At 67.5% G+C, this 21700-nt stretch carries 25 protein-coding genes and 1 tRNA gene; 13 read left to right on the top strand and 13 right to left on the bottom strand.

The window, feature by feature from the left end:
* Positions 1–9: 9 nt before the first annotated feature.
* On the bottom strand, positions 10–1077 hold the full coding sequence (locus LT970_RS10460) for a phosphoribosylaminoimidazolesuccinocarboxamide synthase (RefSeq protein ID WP_232686415.1): 1068 nt from the start codon (positions 1075–1077) through the stop codon (positions 10–12).
* Between the two features lie 153 nt (positions 1078–1230).
* On the opposite strand from LT970_RS10460, the gene cofH reads away from it, so the two are divergent.
* The 3 genes from cofH to LT970_RS10445 are packed head-to-tail and all read left to right on the top strand — an operon-like array spanning position 1231 to position 3527.
* Positions 1231–2643 (top strand): 7,8-didemethyl-8-hydroxy-5-deazariboflavin synthase subunit CofH, encoded by a 1413-nt coding sequence (gene cofH, locus LT970_RS10455; protein ID WP_232686414.1) that lies wholly within the window; start codon positions 1231–1233, stop codon positions 2641–2643.
* Positions 2644–2699: 56 nt separating this feature from the next.
* Positions 2700–3251 (top strand): metal-dependent hydrolase, encoded by a 552-nt coding sequence (locus LT970_RS10450; protein ID WP_232686413.1) that lies wholly within the window; start codon positions 2700–2702, stop codon positions 3249–3251.
* Positions 3252–3296: 45 nt separating this feature from the next.
* Positions 3297–3527 (top strand): DUF6199 family natural product biosynthesis protein, encoded by a 231-nt coding sequence (locus LT970_RS10445; RefSeq protein WP_232686412.1) that lies wholly within the window; start codon positions 3297–3299, stop codon positions 3525–3527.
* On the opposite strand, the gene cofG is transcribed toward LT970_RS10445, so the two are convergent.
* The 6 genes from cofG to LT970_RS10415 form a co-directional block, all read right to left on the bottom strand.
* The gene (gene cofG / locus LT970_RS10440; protein ID WP_232686411.1) at positions 3524–4630 is read right to left on the bottom strand and encodes a 7,8-didemethyl-8-hydroxy-5-deazariboflavin synthase subunit CofG; all 1107 of its coding nucleotides are present in this window, start codon (positions 4628–4630) and stop codon (positions 3524–3526) included. The genes LT970_RS10445 and cofG overlap by 4 nt on opposite strands.
* Positions 4627–5049, bottom strand: a complete 423-nt coding sequence (locus LT970_RS10435; protein ID WP_232686410.1) for a hypothetical protein — start codon at positions 5047–5049, stop codon at positions 4627–4629. Before LT970_RS10435 ends, cofG begins: the two co-directional genes overlap by 4 nt.
* Positions 5050–5491: 442 nt before the next feature.
* Positions 5492–6133 carry a 2-phospho-L-lactate guanylyltransferase gene (gene cofC, locus LT970_RS10430; RefSeq protein WP_232686409.1) on the bottom strand — a complete coding sequence of 214 codons (642 nt, stop codon included), beginning with the start codon at positions 6131–6133 and terminating at the stop codon, positions 5492–5494.
* Between the two features lie 4 nt (positions 6134–6137).
* Positions 6138–6914 carry a hypothetical protein gene (locus LT970_RS10425; protein ID WP_232686408.1) on the bottom strand — a complete coding sequence of 259 codons (777 nt, stop codon included), beginning with the start codon at positions 6912–6914 and terminating at the stop codon, positions 6138–6140.
* Positions 6892–8073, bottom strand: a complete 1182-nt coding sequence (locus LT970_RS10420) for a tubulin/FtsZ family protein (protein WP_232686407.1) — start codon at positions 8071–8073, stop codon at positions 6892–6894. The genes LT970_RS10425 and LT970_RS10420 overlap by 23 nt, the downstream gene beginning before the upstream one ends.
* 239 nt (positions 8074–8312) lie before the next feature.
* The gene (locus tag LT970_RS10415; protein ID WP_232686406.1) at positions 8313–9200 is read right to left on the bottom strand and encodes a complex I NDUFA9 subunit family protein; all 888 of its coding nucleotides are present in this window, start codon (positions 9198–9200) and stop codon (positions 8313–8315) included.
* A 216-nt stretch (positions 9201–9416) separates the two neighbouring features.
* On the opposite strand from LT970_RS10415, the gene LT970_RS10410 reads away from it, so the two are divergent.
* The 3 genes from LT970_RS10410 to LT970_RS10400 all read left to right on the top strand — a co-directional run bounded on the left by LT970_RS10410 (position 9417) and on the right by LT970_RS10400 (position 11096).
* On the top strand, positions 9417–9920 hold the full coding sequence (locus tag LT970_RS10410) for a hypothetical protein (RefSeq protein ID WP_232686405.1): 504 nt from the start codon (positions 9417–9419) through the stop codon (positions 9918–9920).
* Between the two features lie 110 nt (positions 9921–10030).
* The gene (gene tmk / locus LT970_RS10405; RefSeq protein WP_232686404.1) at positions 10031–10636 is read left to right on the top strand and encodes a dTMP kinase; all 606 of its coding nucleotides are present in this window, start codon (positions 10031–10033) and stop codon (positions 10634–10636) included.
* The gene (locus LT970_RS10400) at positions 10629–11096 is read left to right on the top strand and encodes a hypothetical protein (protein WP_232686403.1); all 468 of its coding nucleotides are present in this window, start codon (positions 10629–10631) and stop codon (positions 11094–11096) included. Before tmk ends, LT970_RS10400 begins: the two co-directional genes overlap by 8 nt.
* Here the strand turns inward: LT970_RS10400 and LT970_RS10395 are convergent.
* The gene (locus LT970_RS10395) at positions 11070–11399 is read right to left on the bottom strand and encodes a DUF7991 family protein (RefSeq protein WP_232686402.1); all 330 of its coding nucleotides are present in this window, start codon (positions 11397–11399) and stop codon (positions 11070–11072) included. The two genes, LT970_RS10400 and LT970_RS10395, sit on opposite strands and share 27 nt — an antisense overlap.
* Positions 11400–11464: 65 nt before the next feature.
* Between LT970_RS10395 and LT970_RS10390 the strand changes: the two genes are divergently transcribed.
* Positions 11465–12529: a thiamine pyrophosphate-dependent dehydrogenase E1 component subunit alpha gene (locus tag LT970_RS10390; protein WP_232686401.1), complete on the top strand. Its 1065-nt coding sequence runs from the start codon at positions 11465–11467 to the stop codon at positions 12527–12529.
* Positions 12530–12547: 18 nt separating this feature from the next.
* Here the strand turns inward: LT970_RS10390 and LT970_RS10385 are convergent, their stop codons facing one another.
* Entirely contained in the window at positions 12548–12784 is a 237-nt protein-coding gene (locus LT970_RS10385; protein ID WP_232686400.1) for an Lrp/AsnC family transcriptional regulator, read from the bottom strand.
* A gap of 89 nt (positions 12785–12873) precedes the next feature.
* Between LT970_RS10385 and LT970_RS10380 the strand changes: the two genes are divergently transcribed.
* Both LT970_RS10380 and LT970_RS10375 read left to right on the top strand, forming a co-directional pair.
* Positions 12874–13551, top strand: coding sequence for a potassium channel family protein (locus tag LT970_RS10380; RefSeq protein WP_232686399.1), 678 nt, complete (start codon positions 12874–12876; stop codon positions 13549–13551).
* Positions 13551–13781 carry an Lrp/AsnC family transcriptional regulator gene (locus tag LT970_RS10375; RefSeq protein ID WP_232686398.1) on the top strand — a complete coding sequence of 77 codons (231 nt, stop codon included), beginning with the start codon at positions 13551–13553 and terminating at the stop codon, positions 13779–13781. The genes LT970_RS10380 and LT970_RS10375 overlap by 1 nt, the downstream gene beginning before the upstream one ends.
* 586 nt (positions 13782–14367) lie before the next feature.
* On the opposite strand, the gene LT970_RS10370 is transcribed toward LT970_RS10375, so the two are convergent.
* Positions 14368–15537: a KaiC domain-containing protein gene (locus tag LT970_RS10370; protein ID WP_349292211.1), complete on the bottom strand. Its 1170-nt coding sequence runs from the start codon at positions 15535–15537 to the stop codon at positions 14368–14370.
* Between the two features lie 157 nt (positions 15538–15694).
* On the opposite strand from LT970_RS10370, the gene LT970_RS10365 reads away from it, so the two are divergent.
* Positions 15695–16522, top strand: coding sequence for an NAD(+)/NADH kinase (locus LT970_RS10365; protein ID WP_232686396.1), 828 nt, complete (start codon positions 15695–15697; stop codon positions 16520–16522).
* Positions 16523–16611: 89 nt separating this feature from the next.
* Positions 16612–17544: a GTP cyclohydrolase MptA gene (gene mptA, locus LT970_RS10360; RefSeq protein ID WP_232686395.1), complete on the top strand. Its 933-nt coding sequence runs from the start codon at positions 16612–16614 to the stop codon at positions 17542–17544.
* Between the two features lie 87 nt (positions 17545–17631).
* Here the strand turns inward: mptA and LT970_RS10355 are convergent, their stop codons facing one another.
* Entirely contained in the window at positions 17632–18432 is an 801-nt protein-coding gene (locus tag LT970_RS10355) for a TrmB family transcriptional regulator (RefSeq protein WP_232686394.1), read from the bottom strand.
* 162 nt (positions 18433–18594) lie between these two features.
* Entirely contained in the window at positions 18595–20235 is a 1641-nt protein-coding gene (locus LT970_RS10350; protein ID WP_232686393.1) for a DUF255 domain-containing protein, read from the bottom strand.
* Between the two features lie 212 nt (positions 20236–20447).
* Between LT970_RS10350 and LT970_RS10345 the strand changes: the two genes are divergently transcribed.
* Together LT970_RS10345 and LT970_RS10340 are read left to right on the top strand one after the other, a co-directional pair.
* Positions 20448–21068 (top strand): FxsA family protein, encoded by a 621-nt coding sequence (locus LT970_RS10345; protein ID WP_232686392.1) that lies wholly within the window; start codon positions 20448–20450, stop codon positions 21066–21068.
* A 56-nt stretch (positions 21069–21124) separates the two neighbouring features.
* Positions 21125–21198: transfer RNA gene (locus tag LT970_RS10340), tRNA-Ile, on the top strand.
* A gap of 39 nt (positions 21199–21237) precedes the next feature.
* Here LT970_RS10340 and LT970_RS10335 read toward each other — a convergent pair.
* The gene (locus LT970_RS10335) at positions 21238–21639 is read right to left on the bottom strand and encodes a CBS domain-containing protein (RefSeq protein WP_232686391.1); all 402 of its coding nucleotides are present in this window, start codon (positions 21637–21639) and stop codon (positions 21238–21240) included.
* Positions 21640–21700 lie beyond the last annotated feature (61 nt).

The following is a 21700-nucleotide window of genomic DNA, read 5'->3' as shown; positions in this document are numbered from 1 at the left end:
TTCGGCCGTCTAGTCGAGCGCGCTGAGCGCCTCGGCGAGCGGCGGGGCGTCGAACCACTCGTGGCCCGTGTAGCGGTTCGCGCCGGCGGCGTACATCGCTGAGACTGCGGACACCACGTCCTCGTCGAGGGGCTCCGGGGACGCCGCACAGAGCGCCCGCCAGTCGGCGACGCCGCGCTCGTCGGCCTCGCATTTCGCGTCGTCGACTGCCGCCACCCACTCGGGGTCGACGCGCCGGTAGTGCTGCCGAACGACCTCCTTGGACACCTCCCTCCCGTCGAACGCGAAGCGGTTCTCGTCGAACGTCCCCGTCACGTCCGCGACGCGCACCTCGCCGTCGACGTACAAGCACTCGATCTTTCCGTCCTCGTGGACGAACCCGGCGTCCGCGGCGCGCGCGGTGACCTCCCGATTCACGTCGCGCGCGAGCGATTCGAGGTCTGCGACGTCCGCGCGTCCGGCGACGGCGTCGGCCGCCGCCCGGGAGAGATAGCGGTCCCGCTCCTCGTACTTCGTGGAGAACTCGACGACGGGTTCCGGGAGGTCGACGCGCTCGTCGGGCCACGACTCGGCGTCGAGACCGAGTTCCGCGTCGAGGCCGAGTTCACCGGGGCTGTGGCGCCGTCGCAGACTCGACCCCACGGGGACGCTGTTCCGGAAGACAATTTCGAGTGGCACCAGGTAGTGGTCGCCCGTCGCCGCGTGGTAGGCGTCGTAGTCGTAGCCGGCACGGAGCGACGGATCCGCGCTGTCGCCCTCGAAGGGGAGGTCGGGGACGCGAGTCAGGTCGATGGCCATCTCCGTCGGGGGTTCGGGGGCGTCCGCGAGCGCGACGGGTTCGCTGGCCGCCTCGTCCCCGGCGCGAACCCCCCGGTAGTGCGTCGGGACGCCCGCCGCTTCCAGTAACTCGAAGGTGAACGCGCCCATCACGCAGAGGCTCGCGCCCTTCCCGGGGACGTGGTCGGGCATCTCTCCCCAGTCGAACACGGAGTACTGGTCGCTGAACGCGAACGCGCCCGCACCCAGTCCTGTCTCGGTCGGCGCGTCCTCGACCAGGACGTCCTTGACGCTCGTCATGGTCGTACTCTGGCAGGCGACTACAATCAATCTTTCACTCCTATGGTCACACCACTCGATGCCACTGGCTTATGTGTGCACGAATGTGGTATCAGAAAGCCAGCGGTTGCTGGTGTGGCAGGCTTTTTGGCAGTTCGAGCGGTGTACTCGACCATGACCGACGCGGGCGGGCCGACCGACGGGACGGGGCCGACCGACGCCAGCGACATTCAGTTCGACGTGGTCCCGGACACCGACCAGTCCTTCGAGAACGCGCTGGCGAAGGCCCGCAACGGCATCCGCCTCACGGTCGCCGACGGCATCGAACTCATCACGACGGGCACGGACGCCGACGGCATCGACCCGCGTCGGAAGGAACTCGTTCTGGAGGCCGCCGACCGCCGTCGCGCCGACGTCGTCGGCGACGAAGTGACGTTCGTCGCGAACGTCAACAACAACGTCACCACCGCCTGCAACACGGGGTGTCTGTTCTGCAACTTCAAGGACACCGCCCACCAGTTCGAGACCGACCACGCCGACGACCACGCTGGCTTCACGAAGACGCCCGAGGAGTCCCGGGCGGTCGTCCGCGACGCCGTCGAACGCGGCGTCTACGAGGTCACGTCCGTCTCGGGCCTCCACCCCGCGTTCGGTCTCGACGACGACCACCGGGAGGCCCTGGACGCCGGGAATCCCGAGCACAACTACAAGCCACCCGAACGCTACACCACCGACCCGCACACCTACGTCGAGCAGATCGAGGCGATGAGCGTCGACGGCGTCCACGTCCACTCGATGACGCCCGAGGAAGCCCACCACGCCCAGCGCGGAGTGAGTCGGGACTACCGCGACGTCTACCGCCGCCTGAAGGACGCCGGCCTCGACACCATCCCCGGCACCGCCGCCGAGATCCTCGTCGACGAGGTCCGAGACGTCATCTGCCCGGGGAAGATCGACACCGGACAGTGGGTCGCCGCGATGGAGGCCGCCGCCGACGCCGGCCTGCCGATGACCGCGACCATCATGTACGGCCACGTCGAGAACGCCGCCCACCGCGTGGAGCACCTGAAGGTGGTCCGGGACCTCCAGGACCGAACCGGCAACATCACAGAGTTCGTCCCGCTTTCGTTCATCCACCAGCAGACCCCGCTCTACGACCGCGGCGTCGTCACCGGCGGTGCGAGCGACGCCGAGGACGAACTCATGATCGCCGTCTCACGACTCTTCCTCGACAACGTCGAGCACGTCCAGTCCTCGTGGGTGAAGTTCGGGAACGCGAAGGGGTTGAAACTCCTCAACTGCGGCGCCGACGACTTCATGGGCACTATCCTCTCCGAGGAGATCACGAAACGGGCGGGTGGCCAGCACGGCGAGTTCAGGTCGGTCGCGGACTACGCCGACATGCTCTCGGCTATCGGCCGCACGCCCGTCGAGCGCTCCACGGACTACACCGAGCGCCGCGTCCTCGACGCCGACGCAGAATCGGACGCCCTCGGGCCACGGCTAGGTCCACAGGCCGACGGCACGCCCCTCGTCCCCGAGCGCGGGAGCGACGTGGCCGTTGGCCCCGCGGGCGCCGACGACTGACTGCCGATGACCGAGGAGGACTCCACCACGCAACACGCGATTGACGTCCAATCATGATGAGCACCACGCACGCCGCGATGGGCGTCTGCCTCGCCGCCCTCCTGTTTCCGTTCGCGCCCGAACTCGCCGCGCCCGCCGCGCTCGGCGCGATGGCGGGCGGCGTGTTCCCGGATCTCGACGTCGCCGTCGTCGCGCACCGGAAGACCCTGCATTACCCCGAGCACTACTGGCTCGTCGTCCTCGCCACCGGCGCCGTCGCCGCGCTCGTCCCCACCGCGACCACGGCCGGGGTCGCGTTCTTCGCGCTCTCGGCGGCGGTGCACTCCGTCACCGACGTGCTCGGCGGCGGTCTGGGCGTCCGCCCCTGGGCGAACGACGACGAACGCGGCGTCTACTCCCACCGCCGCGGCGAGTGGCTGCCACCCCGTCGCTGGATTCGGTACGACGGCGCGCCCGAGGACTTGCTCGTCGCCGCCGTGCTCTCGCTGCCTGGCCTGCTCCTCTTCGACGGCCTCGTCCGCCAGCTATCGCTCGCGCTGCTCGCCCTCTCCCTCCTCTACACGCTCGTCCGCAAGCAAGTGCCAGCCATCGAGGAACGCCTGCCGTGACTGCGACGCCACAAGCCGTATCCGTCACCCCGAACAGCCTCCGGTATGGTTGCGGTCGCGGGCGTCGTCCTGGGACTCGTCCTCGTCGCCGTCGGTGCGGGCGTCGTCAGGTACGCCTACAGCCTCACGAAAGTCGAAGAACAGATCGACGCCATCGGCAGCAAGCGCTCCGGCGACGTCGAACCCGCGGGCTGGCACGTCACACTCACCAAACTGTTCGGTGGCGTCGTCGCCGCCGGTGGCCTCGTCGTGCTCGCCCTCGCCCTCCAGCCCTAGTCGGCGAGCACTGTCCGGTAGCGCTCGCCGGCCTCGTCCTCGGCGTCGATGGCGCGCCCGATGCGTTCGCTCAGCCACTCGTTCGCCACCCCCTCCTCGGGCAGGAATCGCTCGTACACCGGTAGGCGCTCCCGGAGTGGGACGCCACCGTGGTCGGCGATGTCCTCGAGTTCGCGCAGCGCCGGCCACGCGTAATCCGGGTTGATGTAATCGTCAGTGACGGGAGAAACGCCACCCAGGTCTTCGACGCCACAGTCGAGCACGCTGCGGGCGTCCGCGAGGTTCGGTGGCACCTGCACCGCTACCTCGTCGGGGAGCACCGCGCGCGCCATCGCCACTGCGCGGCGCATCGTCGACTCGTCCGGTGCGTCCTCGTGCCAGCGCTCGTTCGGGCTGACGGGCTGAACGATGACCTCCTGGACGTGCCCGTGGCGCTCGTGGAGTTCTCGAATCGCGAGCAGGCTCTCCGCGCGGTCCGCCCACGTCTCGCCGACGCCGACGAGGATGCCCGTGGTGAACGGCACGCCGAGTTCGCCCGCGACGTCGATGGTGTTGAGGCGCTGCCCCGGACTCTTTGCGCGCGGCCCGCCGTGGGCCTGCACGTCCGCCGTCGTCTCCAGCATTACGCCCATCGAGGCGTTCACGTCCGCGACGACTTCCATCTGCTCGCGCGTCTGGTCGCCCGGGTTCGCGTGCGGGAGCAGTCCCTCCTCGAGGGCTATCTCACAAGCTTTCCGGAGGTAGTCGTGAATGGAGTCGTGGCCCCACGCCGCCAACTGGTCGTGGACCTCGGTGTACCGGTCGTCGGGGTCGTCCCCGAACGTGAACAGCGCCTCCGTGCACCCGGCGTCGGCGCCCGTCCGGCACGCCTCCCGGACGTCCCCGGGACTCATCAGGCTCGCCTCGCCGGGCACGTCGTAGTACGTGCAGTACGTGCAGGTGTACCGGCACGCCGTCGTCAACGGCAGGAAGACGTTCCGCGCGAACGTCAACTCCTCGGCGGGTTCGACGTCGCCCGGGCGGACGTCGAGTGCGCGCTGTCGCTCCCTATCGTCGATAGCGACGTCGACGCCGTACTCGTTCGCGCCGGGAATCGAACTCATCGCGCCTGCCCGCGGTACACTGCGAGGTTCCGTGAGACGAACGTCGCGTACCCGGCGACCACCGCCACTGACAGCACCACCAGGCGAGCGAGGCCGCTTCCGTCCCCGCTCAACAGCACGTACGCCCCGAGGAACCCGACCACGCCGCCGACGACCGCGGCGAGTGCGACGTCACCGCCCAGCTTCGCCCGCGGCAGGTCCCGTAGCCCGGTCGTCCGAGCCGTGTCTCCCAGGGGCGTGTACACGTCCGCCACGGCCAGCGCCGCCGTGACCGTCGCGCCGATAGCCACCGGCGACACCACCCACTGCGGCAGACCGACCAACGACAGCAGGACGGACAACGCTACGAACATCACCGCCGCGAGAACCGCGAGCACGACCAGGGCGACCGTCGCCCCCGCGAGTCCGTTTCTCCGCATACCCGTTCGTTTCGCTGGCGGGCGCTTAGGCGTTGGGTTCGTGTACGCTTTGGCCTGTTAGCATCCACTACATCTCTGGAACTGACGTCACGGCATCTGTGACCACCCAGAAAGCCCCGGCCGTCTGAACTCCCGCGGCTCGCTGCGCCCTTCACTCGCTTCGCTCGTTCCAGTGCTTACTTCGCCGGGGTTCGTTCAGACGGCCGCCCCTTTCAGTCCCGCCCTGCCGGTTGATCAACCGGCGTCGGGTGGGGCTGAAAGGGGCGGGCCGCTCGCGCCTGCCTGTTCGCTCGCGACGTAAGCACGCGACCAGCGGGAGCGCGCAACGAGCGAGCGGACGCGAGCGGCCCGGGGCTTTCTGGGTGTCCACAGAGGTGGGTTAGTTGTCTCCAGCCGGGGCTTTCTGGGTGTGTACAGACCCAACTCAACGTTCGACAGTCGCTCAACCACCCGATTCCCGGGTCACCGTCGGCTCCCCATCTTCGACGACAACAGCAAATCCCGCGTTCCGCAACCATTCAGCCGCCGACCCCGTGCCGTGAACGAGCACCTCCAGGAGGTCCGGGGGGTCGTCGACGTCGACCGCCAGCCGGAACGAATCGACGGTCGCCACGCTCGCGCCGGCGGCCTCGGCGGCGGCGACGTGGTCGGCGTAGGAGACGCCGTGGTAGTCCACGGCGAACCCGTCGGTCCGCACGACGAGCGCGTTCGTTCCGCCGCCGCGTCCGGGCGCGACGACGACGTCGCCCGCAGTGTCGAAGAGTTCGGTAAGCGCGTCGGGTGTCGCGAGCGCGAGGTCCGCCATCACGACGGCTGCCGGCAGTCCCTCCGCGAGCGCGTCGTTCACCGCAGCTGAGAGGTCGCGGTCGTCGACCGTGACCGGTGCGGAGTCGCCGTTCGCGTCCAGGTCGGTCACGTCGAAGGCGGCCGTCGAGAGAATCTCCGGGTCACCGCCCGCCGCGCGAACCGCCGAGAGCACGTCCGCGAGCATCGCGTCGGCGAACTCGCGTCGCTCGTCGGACGAGAGCACGGCAGAAAGCCGCGTGTTCGGACTGCCCGGGTCGAACGGGACGACGACCCGCATCGGGTCAGCCGAGTTTGTCGTAGGTCTCGCGCTGCTGGAGGTACCAGTAGACGCCTCCGAGCACCACGAGCAGTACGACGATGCCGGCACCGACCATCAGTAGCGTGTCCATCTGCTGTGCGGAGGACGCCGCTGCCTTCGCGGCCTCCTCGGCCTGATTCGCGTTCTGGATGGCCTGCTGGAAGTTCCCGCTGTTGTAGAACTCGATCGCGTCCTGGAGGTCGCTCTTCGCGCCGCTGACGTCGGCGGCGTCCTCCACGTCGTCGATCGTGCGCTTGGCGCTCGTGATCGCGGTGCGGGCGTTCTGGCTCTCAGTCGTGTACGGTCGGGTCGTGAGCCTCTTCACCGTGTCACTCGACCCGCCCTGCTGGGCCTGCACGAACTTCGCGTACGTGAACTGCTGGGCGGGGTCGTAGCTCCAGTTGTTCACGCCCGGCGCTGTCCCGACGAGCCGAACCTCGACGCGGGTCACGCCGCTTTTCGCCTGGAGATGGTACTCCACCGACTGCCCGGTGAGCGTCTTCTCGCTCACCTGATTGTCCGCGTTGTCGTACGTGGTTATCCGCCAGGTCACGTCCGTCAGTTCGGTCTGGAGCTTGAGCGTCCACTCCTCGTAGTCGCTGAACGGTTCCGTGAGTGTGAACGTCGTTCGTTGCTTCTCGCCCACCTTCGTCTTGCTCGGAGCGTCGCCGCTGATCGAGACCGCGGCCGCTGGCACCGTAGCGACGAGTACGAGCACGACGAGGGCAACTGCGAGCTCAGAACAGCGGCTCGAGTTCATCCTCGTCGTCTTCGACTAACTCCTCCAAGTTCTCTTCGCTTTCGTCCCGGATGTCGTCGATGTTGTCCTGGGCTTCGATGGCGATCTCCTGGAGTTCCTTGATGCGGGGAACGTTGGTCACGCCCGAGAGCAGCGTCACTGACGCCACCTGCTGTGAACCCGCGACCGGGTAGTCGCCGCCGCGGACCTCCATCGAACCGGTCTGCTCTTCTAACCACTTCCGGCCGCGCTCGATACCTTTCCGATTGAGGTACTTCGGCGGGCCGGCGGTCACGAGCAGTGCGCGCTCGGTCCCCTCGATCTCACACGGCAGCGTGAGTCGGCCGAGCGCAGCCTTCCGGACGAGCGAGGTGATGCGATTGGTCGTGGACGCCGTGTCCTCCATGGTCTCGTCGCTCCCCGTGAAGCGGGAGAGCAGGCCACTGCCGGACCCGCCGTCGTTATCGACGCCCTCGGAGGCGTACCCGATGGTGGAGACGCCGCCGCCCGCGAGCGTGTTGATAATCTCGCTCGAGTCGACGACGGATTCCGCGACGTCGCCGCCCTGTTCGACCTCACCGGCGCCGAACAGGATGCCAAAGCGGGTGACGATCTCCTCGTTGATCTCGTCGTAGCCGCCCTGGACGGACTCCCCGGACTTGCGCCACGCGTCGTTGTCGAACACGAGCAGATTGTCCACTTCGCGCACGAACGTCTGGAACGAGCGCGCGGCGTTCAGCGTGTAGATGCCGCCCTCGTCGCTGCCGGGTAGCACACCGAGTCCGTAGACGGGCTCGGTGTAGATGCGCTTGAGGTGCTTCGCGATGACCGGCGATCCGCCGGAGCCGGTGCCGCCACCCAGCCCCGCGATGACGAGGAACGCGTCGACCTCGTGGACGGGAATGCTGTCGATGGCGCCCTGCACCTCGTCGATGTCTTCCTCGGCGATCTCCGCGCCGAGCTCGTTGTCCGCGCCGACGCCGTGTCCCTTCACGCGGGACTGTCCGATGAGGACGCGGTTCTCCTGTGGAACGTGCTCCAGACCCATTAGGTCGGCCTTAGCGGTGTTGACGGCGACGGCAGCACGGACGATGCCAGAGCCGTGCCGTTCGTCGTACTCGAGGAATTTGTCGAGTATTTTCCCGCCCGCCTGACCGAACCCGATCATTGCCAGTTTCATACGTGACCCTTTGCAGGTTATCAGTAGAAATAGACGTATAAGCTTTTTGCAGACGCGTGTCCGACGTATTCGCCGAACTGCCCGTTTTCTGGCGTTAGCGTCTGCATAACGAATATGTTCGGTGGTCCTATTATGGTAGATATCTCCACCTTTTAATATTGTTGGGTGCGTTACTGGATGGCAAGGTGTTGGGGTCGCGAGCAACGTGGCGGTCCTCCGCTTGCTGCCGGGGGGAGTCGTTACTCGACGCCGAGGTACGCCGCGAGCGTCGTCAACTCGGACGGCGACCGCCCGAACGCGACTACGTCGTTCTCCTCGACAGTGTTGTTCGCCTTGAGCGACCGGTACTGGTCGGTGCCGAACGGCACGAACGGGAGCGGGTCGACGAGGCTCGCGCCCACCGCCACGAGGGGCATCGGAATCGACACTATCCGCAGTGACTTGCCCTCTGCCCGGTAGGCGAGTCGAGCGACGTCTGCGAGTGTCAACACCTCTGGCCCGCCGATTTCGTACGTCTTTCCGCGGTGCTTCTCGTCTTCCAACGCGTCGGCGAGCATCGGCACGAGGTCTCCGATCCAGATGGGCTGGAAGCGCGCCGTCCCGCCGCCAGGCAGTCCCGTAACGTACGGCGTCGTCACCCGTTTCGTGAACGAGACGAACTCGCCACCGTCTCCAAATATCACCGACGGCTGGAAGATGGTGTACGCGAGGTCCGAGTTCTCGACCACTTCCTCGGCGCGCCCTTTCGCGCGCAACAGCGCCGTCGGCGAGTTCGGATCCGCGCCGAGGTTCGACATCTGCAGGAGGTACTCGACGCCGTGTTCCTCGGCGGCCTCGACGACGTTCTCCGTGCCGCCGAGCGTGACCTCGAAGTGTCTCTCGTCGCCGCCCTTTGGCTTGTACAGCGGCGACAGCGAGGCGAGGTTCACGACGGCGTCCCGCCCCGCCACGGCGCCGGCCACCGAGTCGTACGCGGTCACGTCGCCGACCACCGTATCGACGCTGGCGGGCAACCCCTCGCCGTCGGCGTGTCGTGCGAGCGCTGTCACGTCGTGGCCCCGCTCGTCTAACTCCCGGCAGAGGTTCCGGCCGACGAACCCGGTGCCGCCGGTGACCAAGATGTCCATGCGTCGATAGAAACACGCGGCCGTCCTAAAGCTAGGCCCGCTGATGGGAGCAGCGTTCAATTCGGACGGGTTACCGCTGGTTCCGGCCGGCCAACCAACCGTCTTCCTGGAAATCACAGGAAGTCCTGCGCTCCCGAGAGTTCGGGAACCAGAGATACGTAGAAACTACTGGGTTAGCCCTCAACCTATTATGGACTGCCGGACCTAGAGTCGCGTATGAGCCGGATGCAGGCTCTGATTGTCGTCCTCGTCATCACCGGTGTCGGTGGCTGTCTGTCCGCCGACACTGCTGCCCCCGGAAACACGCAGGAGACCTCCTCGCCCGCTCCCACTACCGCTCGGTCAGTGGAGTTTCCCTCGAAACCGGCTACGCTGACGGCCGAGTCAGTGAGACAGTACGTCGAATCGTACGAGCGAGCGCACCGAAAACAGGCGGTCTACGACGAGCACGATGCTGACGGAACAGAGATCAAACGGCTGGTGGTCAGTCTCAACGACGTGTCCGTGGAACCGCGTGGCGAGCACGCGTTCCTCGTTACACTCCAGTATATGACCGGGTACACGACTGTGAGGGGGACTACTCGGGTGGCACACGACACACGATTCACCGCGAGATACTACGTCAACGACTCGACGACGTTGCGAACGGCCACGGTCGGAATCGACGGTACTGGTCTGGACCCCATCGAGAACGGAACGGCCGTGTCCGAGGGCGCGTAACCGAGTGGGCAACACGGTGAGCGTCTGTATTGCTACCCAGCAGCGGTTCTTCGATTTCTCGCCGTAACCGAACCCGAAGCCGTTTGTACGTCGCTCCCGGTTCTCCCGACATGCTCGTGACGCTGGAGGGCATCGACGGCAGCGGGAAGACCACGGTCTGGGAGTCGCTGCGCGCTGCTCGAAGCGGCGGAGGCACCGACCGGGGCTACACGTTCACCCGCGAGCCGACCGATTCGTGGTACGGCGAGGCCGCCCGCCGCTCCGAGGACGAGGACGATGCCAACCCGCTCGCGGAGCTGTTCCTCTTCACCGCCGACCACGCCGACCACCTCTCCCGCGTAGTGCGGCCCGCGCTCGACGCCGGCGACGTCGTCGTCTCGGACCGATACTCGGACTCCCGATACGCCTACCAGGGCGCCGCCCTCGAGGGCGAGGTGCCCCGACCGATGGAGTACGTGCGCGGCGTCCACCAGCCCTGGACGCGCCCGCCGGACCTCACGCTGTACTTCGACGTCGACCCGGAGACCGGCGCGGCGCGCTCGGGCGCGACGAACAAGTTCGAGCAAGCCGAGTTCCTCTCGGACGTGCAGGCGAACTACGAACAACTCCGCCAGTACAGCCCCGACCGGTTCGTGCGCATCGACGCTACGCAGTCCCCGGAAGCCGTCCTCGACGACGCCGAGGACGTGCTCGACCGTGCGCTCGGCGATGCCTGACGACCCGCGGAGTGACGACTCGCGGAATAACGACTCGCGGAATAACGACTCGCGGAAGGACGACCGCCCAGAGCGCGACGCATCTCGTGACGGGACCGACGACAGCAGTGGCCTCTCTCTACAACTCCCGCCAATCCGACTGCCGTCGTTCTTTCCTGAGGACTTCCGCGTGTTGTGGCCTGGCGGCGGTGACGACCCGCATCGCCGGGCGGTGTCGGCGCGAACGGTCGCGCTGGCGTGCGTGGCCTTCGACGCCGCGGACGCGCTCCTCGCGCTCACCGTCGATGCGCCCCTCGTCACGGGCGTTCGAACTGTCGGCGGCGCGCTCGCCGCTGCAGGAACGTTCGGCCTCCTCGGCCTTCCCTACCTGTGTGAACCGGTCGCCGCGCTGCTCGGACTCGGCACGCTCACTGTCTTCCCGTCGCTGTCCGCGCTACTGGTCGTTCGCGGGCTTCGGTGAGTCCTCGTAGGCCTCCGGTGGTGGAATCCAGAAGATGTCGACCGACCACCCGAGGAAGAACGGGAACACCCACGTCACGCCGATCAGCGTCCCCGCATTCTCGAACGCGCCCGCGCCGAACCCGAGCACGCCGAACGCGAGCGTCGTGGCGACGTAGACGACCGGGGTCAGGACGATGGTGTACAGCACGGACCCCCAGCGCGTCTTCAGCGTGATCCGGAAGTAGCGCGCGCCGACGGCGGCGATAGCGGTGTGTACCAGTACGATGACGCCGACGCCGAACGCCGTGGCGGCCGAGACCATACCCGGGGTTGGAACTCGGGCCGTTTTTCGCTATCGGTAAGTGACTGGCCGCGGAGTCCCGACACATGCACCGCGTCATCGGGGAGCGCGACCTCTCGGAGACGGCCCTGAACGCCGAGGCGGCCCGCGAACTCCTCCGGGACATGATTCGAGCGCGAGAGTTCGACGAGCGGGCGCTGGCGCTCCAGCGCCGCGGCTGGATGAGTGGCTACCCGCCGTACAAGGGCCAGGAGGGCTCCCAGGTCGGCGCCGCCCACGCGATGCTCGAAGACGACTGGCTGTTCCCGACGTACCGCTCGAACGCGATGCAACTCGCGCGCGGCGTCCCGGCCAGCGACATCCTGTTATTCCGCCGCGGCCACGCCGAGTTCACCTCCGGCCACGACGTGCCGAACTTCCCGCAGGCCGTCCCCATCGCCAGCCAGATTCCTCACGCCGTCGGCGCGGGGATGGCGATGAACTACGAGCGCGCCGTCCAGGAGAGCAGCGACGACGACGCCGTCGTCTGTTACTTCGGGGACGGCGCGACCTCCGAGGGGGACTTCCACGAGGGGATGAACTTCGCGGGCGTCTTCGACGCGCCCGTCGTCTTCCTCTGCGAGAACAACAACTGGGCCATCTCGCTCCCCCGTGAGAAACAGACCGCAAGCGAGTCCATCGCCGTCAAGGCCGAAGCGTACGGTTTCGAGGGTGTGCAGGTCGACGGCAACGACCCCGTCGCAGTGTACGAGACGGTCGCGGACGCCCTGGAGGACGCCAGGGCCGGCGAACCCGTGCTCGTGGAGAGCCTGACCTACCGGCAGGGTGCCCACACCACGAGCGACGACCCCGAGCGTTATCGCCCCGACGAGGAGGACCTCCCGGAGTGGCGCACCGCCGACCCACTCGAGCGATTCGAGTCCTACCTCCGCGAGCAGGACGCCGTCGACGACGGGTTCGTCGAGGAGTGCTGGGACGACGCCGAGACCGAACTCGACGACGCCATCGACGCCGCAGAGGACGTCGGCGAACCCGACGTCGACGAACTGTTCGACTACGTGTACGCCGAGCGCACGCCCCGTCTCGACGACCAGAAAGCGACCCTCGAGGAGTGGCTCGAAACCCACGACCTACAGGAACAGGAGTTCTGACCACTCCTCACTCGTTTCTCACGCCGCCGACAGCGAGATGTACGTCTTGGTGTTCGTGACGCCGTCGACAGTGCCGATGCGGTTCGAGACGGTGTCGAGTACGTTGTTGACCTCCGGGCCGTCGACCTCCGCGATGATGTCGAATTGCCCAGCGACGACGTGCGCCGCTTCGACGCCGTCGAACCCCGCCATCTGGTCGCGGACCGTCTGAGCCTCGCCTGCGCCGGCTTTCACCATGATGAACGCGTGCACCATGCTCCCGGGTTCGACCGCCGAGAGCAAAAACGTTGGTGCGTGCTAACGCTGCACAAACCTATTTGTCGCGTCCCGGTGTACGAACGGCCATGCGAATCGTCATCATCGGCGCCGGCCGCGTCGGGCTACGGACGGCCCGCGTCGTCGCGACCGAGGGCCACGACATCACACTCATCGAACACGACACCGAGAAGGCCGACCGCGCGCGAACCGACGGCTTCGACGTCATCGAGGGCGACGGCTCCAGCGAGGACGTCCTCGACGAAGCGGGACTGGACACCGCCGACGCGCTCGGCGCGCTCACCAGTGACCTCAACACCAACTTCGTCGCCTGCATGGTCGGCAAACACCGCGGCTGTCGCACCGTCCTCCGCATCGACGAGGACTACCGCGAGGAGATCTACCGGAAGTACGCCGACGAGGTCGACGAAATCGTCTACCCCGAACGCCTCGGCGCCATCGGCGCGAAGAACGCGCTCCTCGGCGGCAACGTCACCGCCATCGCCGACCTCGCGGTGAACCTCCAGGTCGTCCAGTTCACCGTCACCCGCGACGCGCCCATGCACGGCTACACAATCAGCGAACTCGAACTCCCCTCGCGCGCCCGCCTCCTCGCGTTCGGCAAGGAGGACGGCGAGCTCGGTCTTCCAATCCCCGACGAGACCCTCGACGTCGGCGACCGAATCGCCGTGCTCGCGGAGTTCGACGCGCTCGACGGCGTCCGCCAGATGCTCGTCGGCGACGAACCCACCAGGGGTGGTGCCTGATGGTGGTTGCCTACGTGCTCGTGAAGGCCAACACGGGCGACGCCGACCGCCTCCTCGACGACGTTGCATCCATCGACGGCATCGTCGACGCACACGTCGTCGCCGGCGACGTCGACATCATCGCCAAACTCGACGTCGACTCCCCCGCAGACGTCAAGAACATCGCTGCGAACGCCATCCAGGCCACTGCCGGTGTCGAAAGCACGGAGACCTACCTCTCGATGCAGTAGTACCTTTTGCTGCGCTCAGTCGCTTCGCTCCTTCGCTGGCAAAAGCTACGCCAAAAGCACTCCTCACCCCCTTCGGGGGTTCGTCGGCCCGAGCGCTCACTTCGTTCGCGCTCGGTGAACCGCTTCGCTCGGGCTTTTCAAGCCGCTCGCTCGCGGATGCTCGCCTCACGGTTTGGATGGTTGCGAACAGACGGCAGATGGTTCGTTTCGAACCACACTCCACAGGCCGGGTTGCCGTACTCCCGCCTCGGCCGACCTGCGCTGGCTGTCAACTCACAGCCGAGGTTGGTTCCGTTCTCCCACTTGAATCTACGCAGCCGGTCGTCACCAGCACTCATAGCAGCCGATAGCCGCCAGCGTTCGCGGCGCGAGCGGTCTAACGGACCCGAGCGCCGCGATTCACCGCGCGACCGAAGGGAGCGCGGGCCGACGACCGAGGGGAGTGAGAGCGAGGTTCGAGCGAAGCGAGAACCTCGGGAATGCGAACGGCGAAGCCGTGAGCAACGCGAACGAACCGAGGGAGGAGTGCTTTTGGCGGAGCTTTTGCCGAGGGCGCGCTTTGCGCGCCCGCAGCGCAAAAGGTCCCTTAGAAAATGTTGGCCTGCCGGTAGACGCTGATGCCCTGGTGGGTGATTTCGTATGGTTTGGTCTCGCGGGAGTGGTTGGCGTCCCGGATCTTCTGGATTTCGACGGCGAGGCGGGTCTCTCGGAAGTCGTCGGGGCGGATGTAGCGGAGGACGACGACGGCGTCGGTGAGGTACTCGATGATGCCGTGGCGGGAGGCGAATTCGTTGTCCTCGGAGGCTTCGCTGGTGAGCATCGTGGTGACGCCGGCGTCCTTCAGTGCTTTCGTGAAGTCGTAGATCTCGGTGCGCCGGGTGGACTGTTCGTCGTACATCATCTCGAGCAGGGACACCGAGTCGAGCACGAGGCGGGTGGCACCGAACTCCTCGACGAGGCGCGGGAGTTCGTTCCGGATGCTGGTGAGGGAGTTCGCCATCTCGACGGGGTCGATGTCGATGATGGCGAGACGCCCCTCTTCCTCGTGGGTCTGGAACGACCAGCCCTTGTCGGCGGCGCTCTCGAGGACGCGCTCGCGGGACTCTTCGAGGGTGATGAAGACGGCGCGGTCGCCGTTCTGGATGGCTTCGTTGAGGAACTGGAGGCCGAACGTGGTCTTCCCGGTGCCGGCGCCGCCGACGGCGACGATGAGCGAACGCTCGGGGACGCCGCCCTGGATCATGTCGTCGAGGCCGTCGATGCCGAGGTCGATGCGCGGGATGTCGGATTCGTACTCCTCGTCGGTGTCGAAGCCGCCGGGAGCGCCAGCGCCGACGTCGCCGTCGACGTCGAAGCCGAAATCCTCGCCGTCGCCGCCGGGGGACGGCGCGCCGCCGAACGCGTTGGCGAAGTCGTCGTCGAAGAGGTCGTCCTGGCCGCTGGAGTCGGCCGCTCCGGAGGCCGCCGGCTGGTGGGAGTCGCCGTCGAAGGCGTCACCGAATGGGTCGTCCGTGTCGTTCTCTGCGGTGTCCACGGACTGTTCGGACGGCGACGGGTCGTCCGGAACCGAGTCGTCCGGAACCGAGTCGTCCGCAATCGAGTCGGTTGTCTCCTCGTCGTTTGCGTTCGTCTCGGTGTCGTTCTCGTCCGCGTCGCTCTCGTCCGCGTCGGTTGCGTCCTCCTCGGCCGCGTTCGCGGCGTCCGGTTCGTCGTCGAAGGCGTCCTCGAACCAGTCGCCGTCCTCGTCGTCAGCCACAGCCACCCCTCGTGGGTTCGGCGCGTTGCGCCGTGCGTTGCATGTCTGGGTCCTGCGCAGAGCAGCGAAAAGTAGTTTCCCCCGGCGGACGGCGTCGCCGCGTCTGCCGGCCGCCTCCTGCCGCGGGTTTTTCATAGTCGCCGCTGTGAGTGAGCGTATGCGCGTTGGAATCGTCGCACAGCGCGGGAACGACCGGGCTGCCTACCTCGCGGCGGACGTTCGGGAGATGCTCGTCGACGAGGGCGTCGACGCGTGGGTCGACGCGGCGACGGCCACGGAAATCGACGTGCCAGGGCGGGATGTCGGGGAGTTCGACGCCTGCGACCTCGTGGTGAGCATCGGCGGTGACGGCACGTTCCTGTTCGCGGCGCGGGGCGCGGAGTCGGTGCCGGTGCTCGGCGTGAACCTCGGCGAGGTCGGCTTTCTGAACGCGGTGAAACCTGCAGACGCCGTCGAGGCCGTCCGCCGAGAGGTCGAACGCTACGAGACGGAGGGGACCGTGCGCTTCCGGGAGGCGCCCCGGGTCGTCGCGTCGGGGGAGCGCGGGTGGTCGCTCCCGCCGGCGCTGAACGAGGTGGCGGTGCAGGGCGAGCAGCGCGGACACGGGCAGGGCGTGGACGTGGAGGTTCGCGTCGACGGGTCGCTGTACGAGGCGATGCACGCAGACGGCGTGCTGGTGGCGACGCCGACGGGGAGCACGGCGTACAACCTGAGCGAAGGCGGCCCGCTCGTGCAACCCGGCGTGCGCGGACTAGTAGTCACCGGGATGTGCGCGGCGGAGGCGATGCCGTCGCTCGTCGTCCCGCACGACAGTGAGGTGACCGTTCGCGCAGACGGAGCGGACCACGCCGTCGTCTCCTCGGACGGGTCGAACGAGGAACGCGTGGACCTGCCGACGACGGTGACGCTGCGGACGGCCGAGGAACCGGCGCGAGTCGCGGGCCCGGACAGCGACTTCTTCCGGGCGTTGAGCAAACTCGAGTGAGGGCCAGTCGGAGTCGCAGGCGGACTGATTCTTCGAGCGTGTCGCCGGAATGAAAAGGGTTAGTGAGCTTCCGACCCAACGCCGCCTCAATGAGCAAGCAGCTACCTGACGTGCAGGCGAGCGAGCCTGACGTCTCCGTCGGTCTGAGCCAGGTCGGCGTGACCGACGTCGAGAAACTGGTGAAACTCGCGCGCGAGGACAAGCGCCCCATCGTGTTGATGGCCGAGTTCGAGGTGTTCGTCGACCTCCCCCAGGGCCGAAAGGGAATCGACATGAGCCGCAACATGGAGGTCATCGACGAGACCCTGGAGGACGCCGTGGCAGAACCCGTCTTCCGCGTCGAGGAGATGTGCGGCGACGTCGCCGAGCGCCTACTGGAGAAACACGACTACACCACCACCGCCACCGTGGAGATGGAGGCGGAGTTGATGCTGAACGAGGAGACGCCCGCCTCCGGGCGCAAGACCCAGGGGACGGCGGACATCATCGCGTCCGCGACGGCCCGCGAGGACGCGCCGACCCGCGAGGAGATCGGCGCGCGCGTCGTCGGCATGACAGTCTGCCCGTGCAGCCAGCGCATGATGGAGGGGCACGCTCGCGCGGAACTCCGGGACCTCGGCGTCGGCGAGGAGGAGGTCCGGGAGTTCCTCCAGGAGGTCCCGCAGGCGGGGCACAGCCAGCGCGGGCACGCGACGCTCACCGTGGAGGCGACCGGCGACCCGAACGTCGACCTCGGCGACGTCATCGACCTCGCGCGGGATTCGATGAGCGCCCGCATCTACAACATGGCCAAGCGACCCGACGAGGACCACATGACGTACGCGGCACACGCGAACGCGAAGTTCGTGGAGGACTGCGTGCGCTCGATGGCCGACGGCGTCGTCGAGACGTTCGACCACCTGCCGGACGACGCGATTGTCACGATGAAGCAGTCGAACGACGAGTCGATCCACCAGCACAACGCCCACGCGGAGCGCGTCGCGGAGTTCGGCGCGCTGCGCGAGGAAGTGAACGGCCAGTAGTTCTCCGACTGAGCGGTCCGTGGACTCAGGCAGGAATCGAGCGGCCCGTGGCCCAGGCAGGAATCGAGCGGGCCACGGATTCGGTCGTCAGCTGAGCTCGTCGGCGTTCGCCCAGCTGTCGGTGAACGCGTCGTAGACGTCCGTGGCGAACCCGGCGTCCTGGAGGTCGATGATGGCGAAGGACTCGTCGGGGTCGACGGGGTTCGACACCTCGAGGCAGACCTCGGCGCCGTCGATGATGGTGGCGTTGCCGTCGATGCTGCTGCCGACGCGCACCTCGTACTCGGGGTGGGACGCGAGGTCAGTGACGTAGCGTTCGTTCACGGCCGGCGGGAGCGAGTGCGCGAGGTCACCCGAGATGAGCACGCGCACGGTGACGTCGCGTTCGAGCGCATCCTCGAGGTGGTCGAGCACGCGCCCGCTGACGTCGTCGACGTCGAAACTCGAGGAGGGCGTTCCGGAGACGAGGACGACGCTGTCGTTCGCGGCGTCAATGCGCTCGAAGAGGAGCTCCACGGAGTCTTCCGGGCCGAGCGCGGCCGTCCAGAACCCCTCCTCGGGTTCGCTGGGGTCGCTGAGTTCGCGCGTGAGTTCGTCGACGACGGACGCGTACTGGTCGGCGCGCTCCTGGAGTTCGCGCTCGCGGTCCTCGAGTAAGCGGTCGAGCGCGGTGTCGGGTTCGACGGCGACGTACTTCTTCGGGCGACTCGCGGCCTGACTCCGCACGAGATGCTGGGATTCGATGCTCCCGAGGATGTCGTATATCCGGCCCATCGGCACCCCGCTCTCGTTAGACAACTCCTTTGCGGTTGCCGGTCCAGTGTCGAGGAGCGCACGATATGTGCTCGCCTCGTACTCTGAGAGTCCTAGGTCCTCCAGGTTGGCCATCTCGTGGGCTTTTCCCGTCGCTGGCGTAAAAACCCATCGTCGGTTTATTTCTGTCCTGGGTCGGAAAACGAGAAGCGCGGGGCGGCCAGGTCGACAGTTCGGCCCCTTCTCCCGCTACTCCGGAGTGACACCACTCGTTCGAATGCGGCGGCCACGAGCGCGCTATCTGGCGTCTCCGACGAGGCCCACGAGCGCGTCCGGAGAGTCGACGGCGTCCGTCGCGGCGTCCGGTTCCCGGAGCCACGCCGTCCCCGGTTCGCCGTCGGCGTTCGGCACGACGACCTTCTCGTGGTCCGCGACGCGGAGCGCCGCGCGATGGAGGTCGCTCCCGGGGTCGTCCGCGACGGCGACGACGAGCGGTGGATTCGTCACGCGCGCTGCCGCCGTACCATACGCCGCCACCTGCACGCCCATCCTGTCCGCGGCGTCCGCGAACGCCGCGACTGCGTCCGCTGCTGCGTTCTGGTACCGCGATTCGCCGCTCAAGTGGTGAATGTCGACGAGCGCGTCCGCGAGCACCGCCGCGTCGTCGATGGGGCGCAGCGGCCGGTCGAGCAAGCCCGCGCCGGACTCCGGGCCGTCCCGGAACGCACCCGTCGCGTCCTGCAGGTCGTCGATGGCCGTGTCGGCGACCGCCCGCGCCGTGTCGAGGAACGCGGGGTCGAGCACCTGCGCGGCGGTGGCGAACGCGCGAGCGACCTGCGCGTGGTCCGCGAGCAGTTTCTCCGGTGGCTGGTCGGTTTCGGGCGCGCCGTCGGCGAAGTGTCGGACAGTGCCGTCGTCCGCGACGAGTTCGCGCTCGAGGTACTCGAGCGTGCGCTCTGCGTACCGGCGGGCGCGCTCGTCGTCCGTGTACGCCGCGAACCTCGTGAGTCCGTCCGCCGCCAGCGCGTTCACGCCCGCGTACGCGGTGCCGTCGACGGCGGGTTCGGCGTGGCTCGAGCGCTCGTCTGCGGGCGCCTCGAAGTACTCGCCCGCCGCCTGACTGCTCCCGAACGCCTCACCCGTCCACAGCGTCCCCGTCAGGTAGTCGATGGTGTTCTCGGCGGGACCGCGGTACTCCTCGCTGCCCGTGTGGAGGTACGCGTCCGCGTACGCCCTGAGGAGACTCGCGTTCTCCGAGAGCACCTTCTCGCGCTGCGGGTCCGACCAGTCACGGGCGTGCGCGAACCGGAAGAACCCGCCGTCCACGTCGTCCGCGAGGTTGCGCGTCACAGCGTCGAGTGTCCGCAGCGCCTGGTCGCGCTCCCGTTTCAGCGCGAACCGCACCGTCTCGGGGAGCGGGAACTTCTCGCTTTGCCCCCAGCCCGCGTGCTCGGCGTCGTACTGGTCGGTGAGTTGGCCCGCGATGAGTCGCTCGATGTCCGCGGATATCGTGCCCGCCGGCGGTTCGTCGCCTCGGAGCGCGCGCGGAATGCGGCCCGCCTCGTCGCCCTTCTCCCCCCACGTCTCCCGCACTCGCTCGAGCACCTGGCGCATCCCCTCGGGTTCGAGGAACGTCGCGCCCGCGATGTGCTCGCCAGCGGGCGTCACGAACACCGTCGACGGGAACCCGCCCATGTTGTACCGCTCGCGTACGCGCGGGCGGCGGTCCGCGTCCACTCGCACCGGTACGAAGTCGTCGTTCACGTTCGCGGCGATGCGCGGTTCGGCGTACGTCCGCTCGTCCATCTGCCGGCACCAGTCGCTCCACGACGCCGTCAGCGCCACGAGCACGGGAACGTCCCGCTCGCGGGCCTCCGCGAATGCCTCGGCGCCCCACTCGCGCCACTCTACGCGCGTCCCGTCCGCAGCGTCGTCCATACCGACGTTCGGCGTCGCGCGCGTGAAACGGTTTCGACACGGGCAGTCGACACGGGAAGCCGGCGTTCGACGGCAGCCGGATAGCCGACCCCCTGGTGGATTGAACGAGCTAGCGCCGCGAGGTTTCAGCCATCGGAGAGCGAGAACCGACACGCAACTCCTAGCCCGGTGTTTGCAGAAAGGATATGGGTCGCCACTGACTACGACAACGCATGCGACTCCGGTGGCTGTTCGTGGCGCTCCTGGTCGTCCCGCTGGCGGACGCCCTGTTCCTCGTGTTCGTCGCGGGCCAGATCGGCTGGGAGTTGACCGTCGCGCTCGTCGTACTCACCGCGCTCCTCGGCACACTGTTCGTGCGCGCCGAGGGCCGCGCCACCATCAGGCGTCTCCAGCAATCGCTCGCGAAGGGCGAAGCGCCCACCGACGAACTCGTCGACGGCGGCCTGCTCATCGCCGCGGGCGCGTTTCTCCTCACGCCCGGCCTCGTCACAGACGCCCTGGGGTTCCTGCTCGTGATTCCCGTCACGCGCATCCCCATCCGGTACGCGCTCAAGCGCTGGGTCATCACGCCGAAACTCGACGCGAAGACCGGCGGGTTCGCCACCGGGAACGTCTACACGTTCGGCTTCCCCGGAAACGACGGCGACGACCCCTTCGGCGGCGCTGGCGGAGCAGGTCCGTTCGGCGGAGGCGGCGACGCCGACGCGGGCGGCGGCCCCTTCGGCGGTGGGGTCGACCCGGGAGACGCCAGCGACTCACCGGACGATAGCGACACCGTCGACCTCGGCGAGGACGCCTACGACGTAGACGTCGACGACGACGAAACTCGGTGACGTGGTGTCGAAAGGAAACCCTTAATTGTACCACCGGCAAACGAACGACTGCGTTCGGGCCAGTAGCTCAATTAGGTAGAGCGCCACTCTGATAAGGTGGAAGCTTGCGGTTCAAATCCGCACTGGCCCACTCATTTTCTCAAATCGGTACTGACCGATAGCCGACGGTCTACGACGGACTCGGCGTCTGTACCTGCGAGACGTACGCGGTGAGGTCCGTGGTGGTGATGATGCCGATGACTTCCTCGCCGTCGACGACAGGGACGTGGTGGAAACCGTGTTCGACCATGGCGTCCGCGACGTCCGTAACGGAGTCCTGGGCGCCGGCGGTCTTCACGTCCGTGGTCATGTACGCCGAAACGGGCGTCTGGTCCTTGGGTTTCTGTTCGGCGACGATTCGCACGAAGTCCGTGGTGGTGAGGATGCCCTCGAGTCGGTCCTGGTCGTCCACGACGACGACGGAACTGATACCGCGGTCGAGCATGAGCGTGGCGGCGTCCTCGACGAGCGCGTCCGGGTCGACGGTCGCGAGTTCCTCGGACATGAGTTGGCCGACGAATACGTCTTCCATGTGGTTGGTCCACTCGTCTCACCCCCATAAGGGTTTCCGCTGTCCTGCGTTCACAGCGCAC

It is taken from the genome of Halobacterium zhouii, assembly GCF_021249405.1.
Lineage (GTDB): Archaea > Halobacteriota > Halobacteria > Halobacteriales > Halobacteriaceae > Halobacterium > Halobacterium zhouii.
The sequence above is the reverse complement of the archived record's forward strand: the minus strand, read 5'-3'. Positions and strand labels throughout refer to the sequence as shown.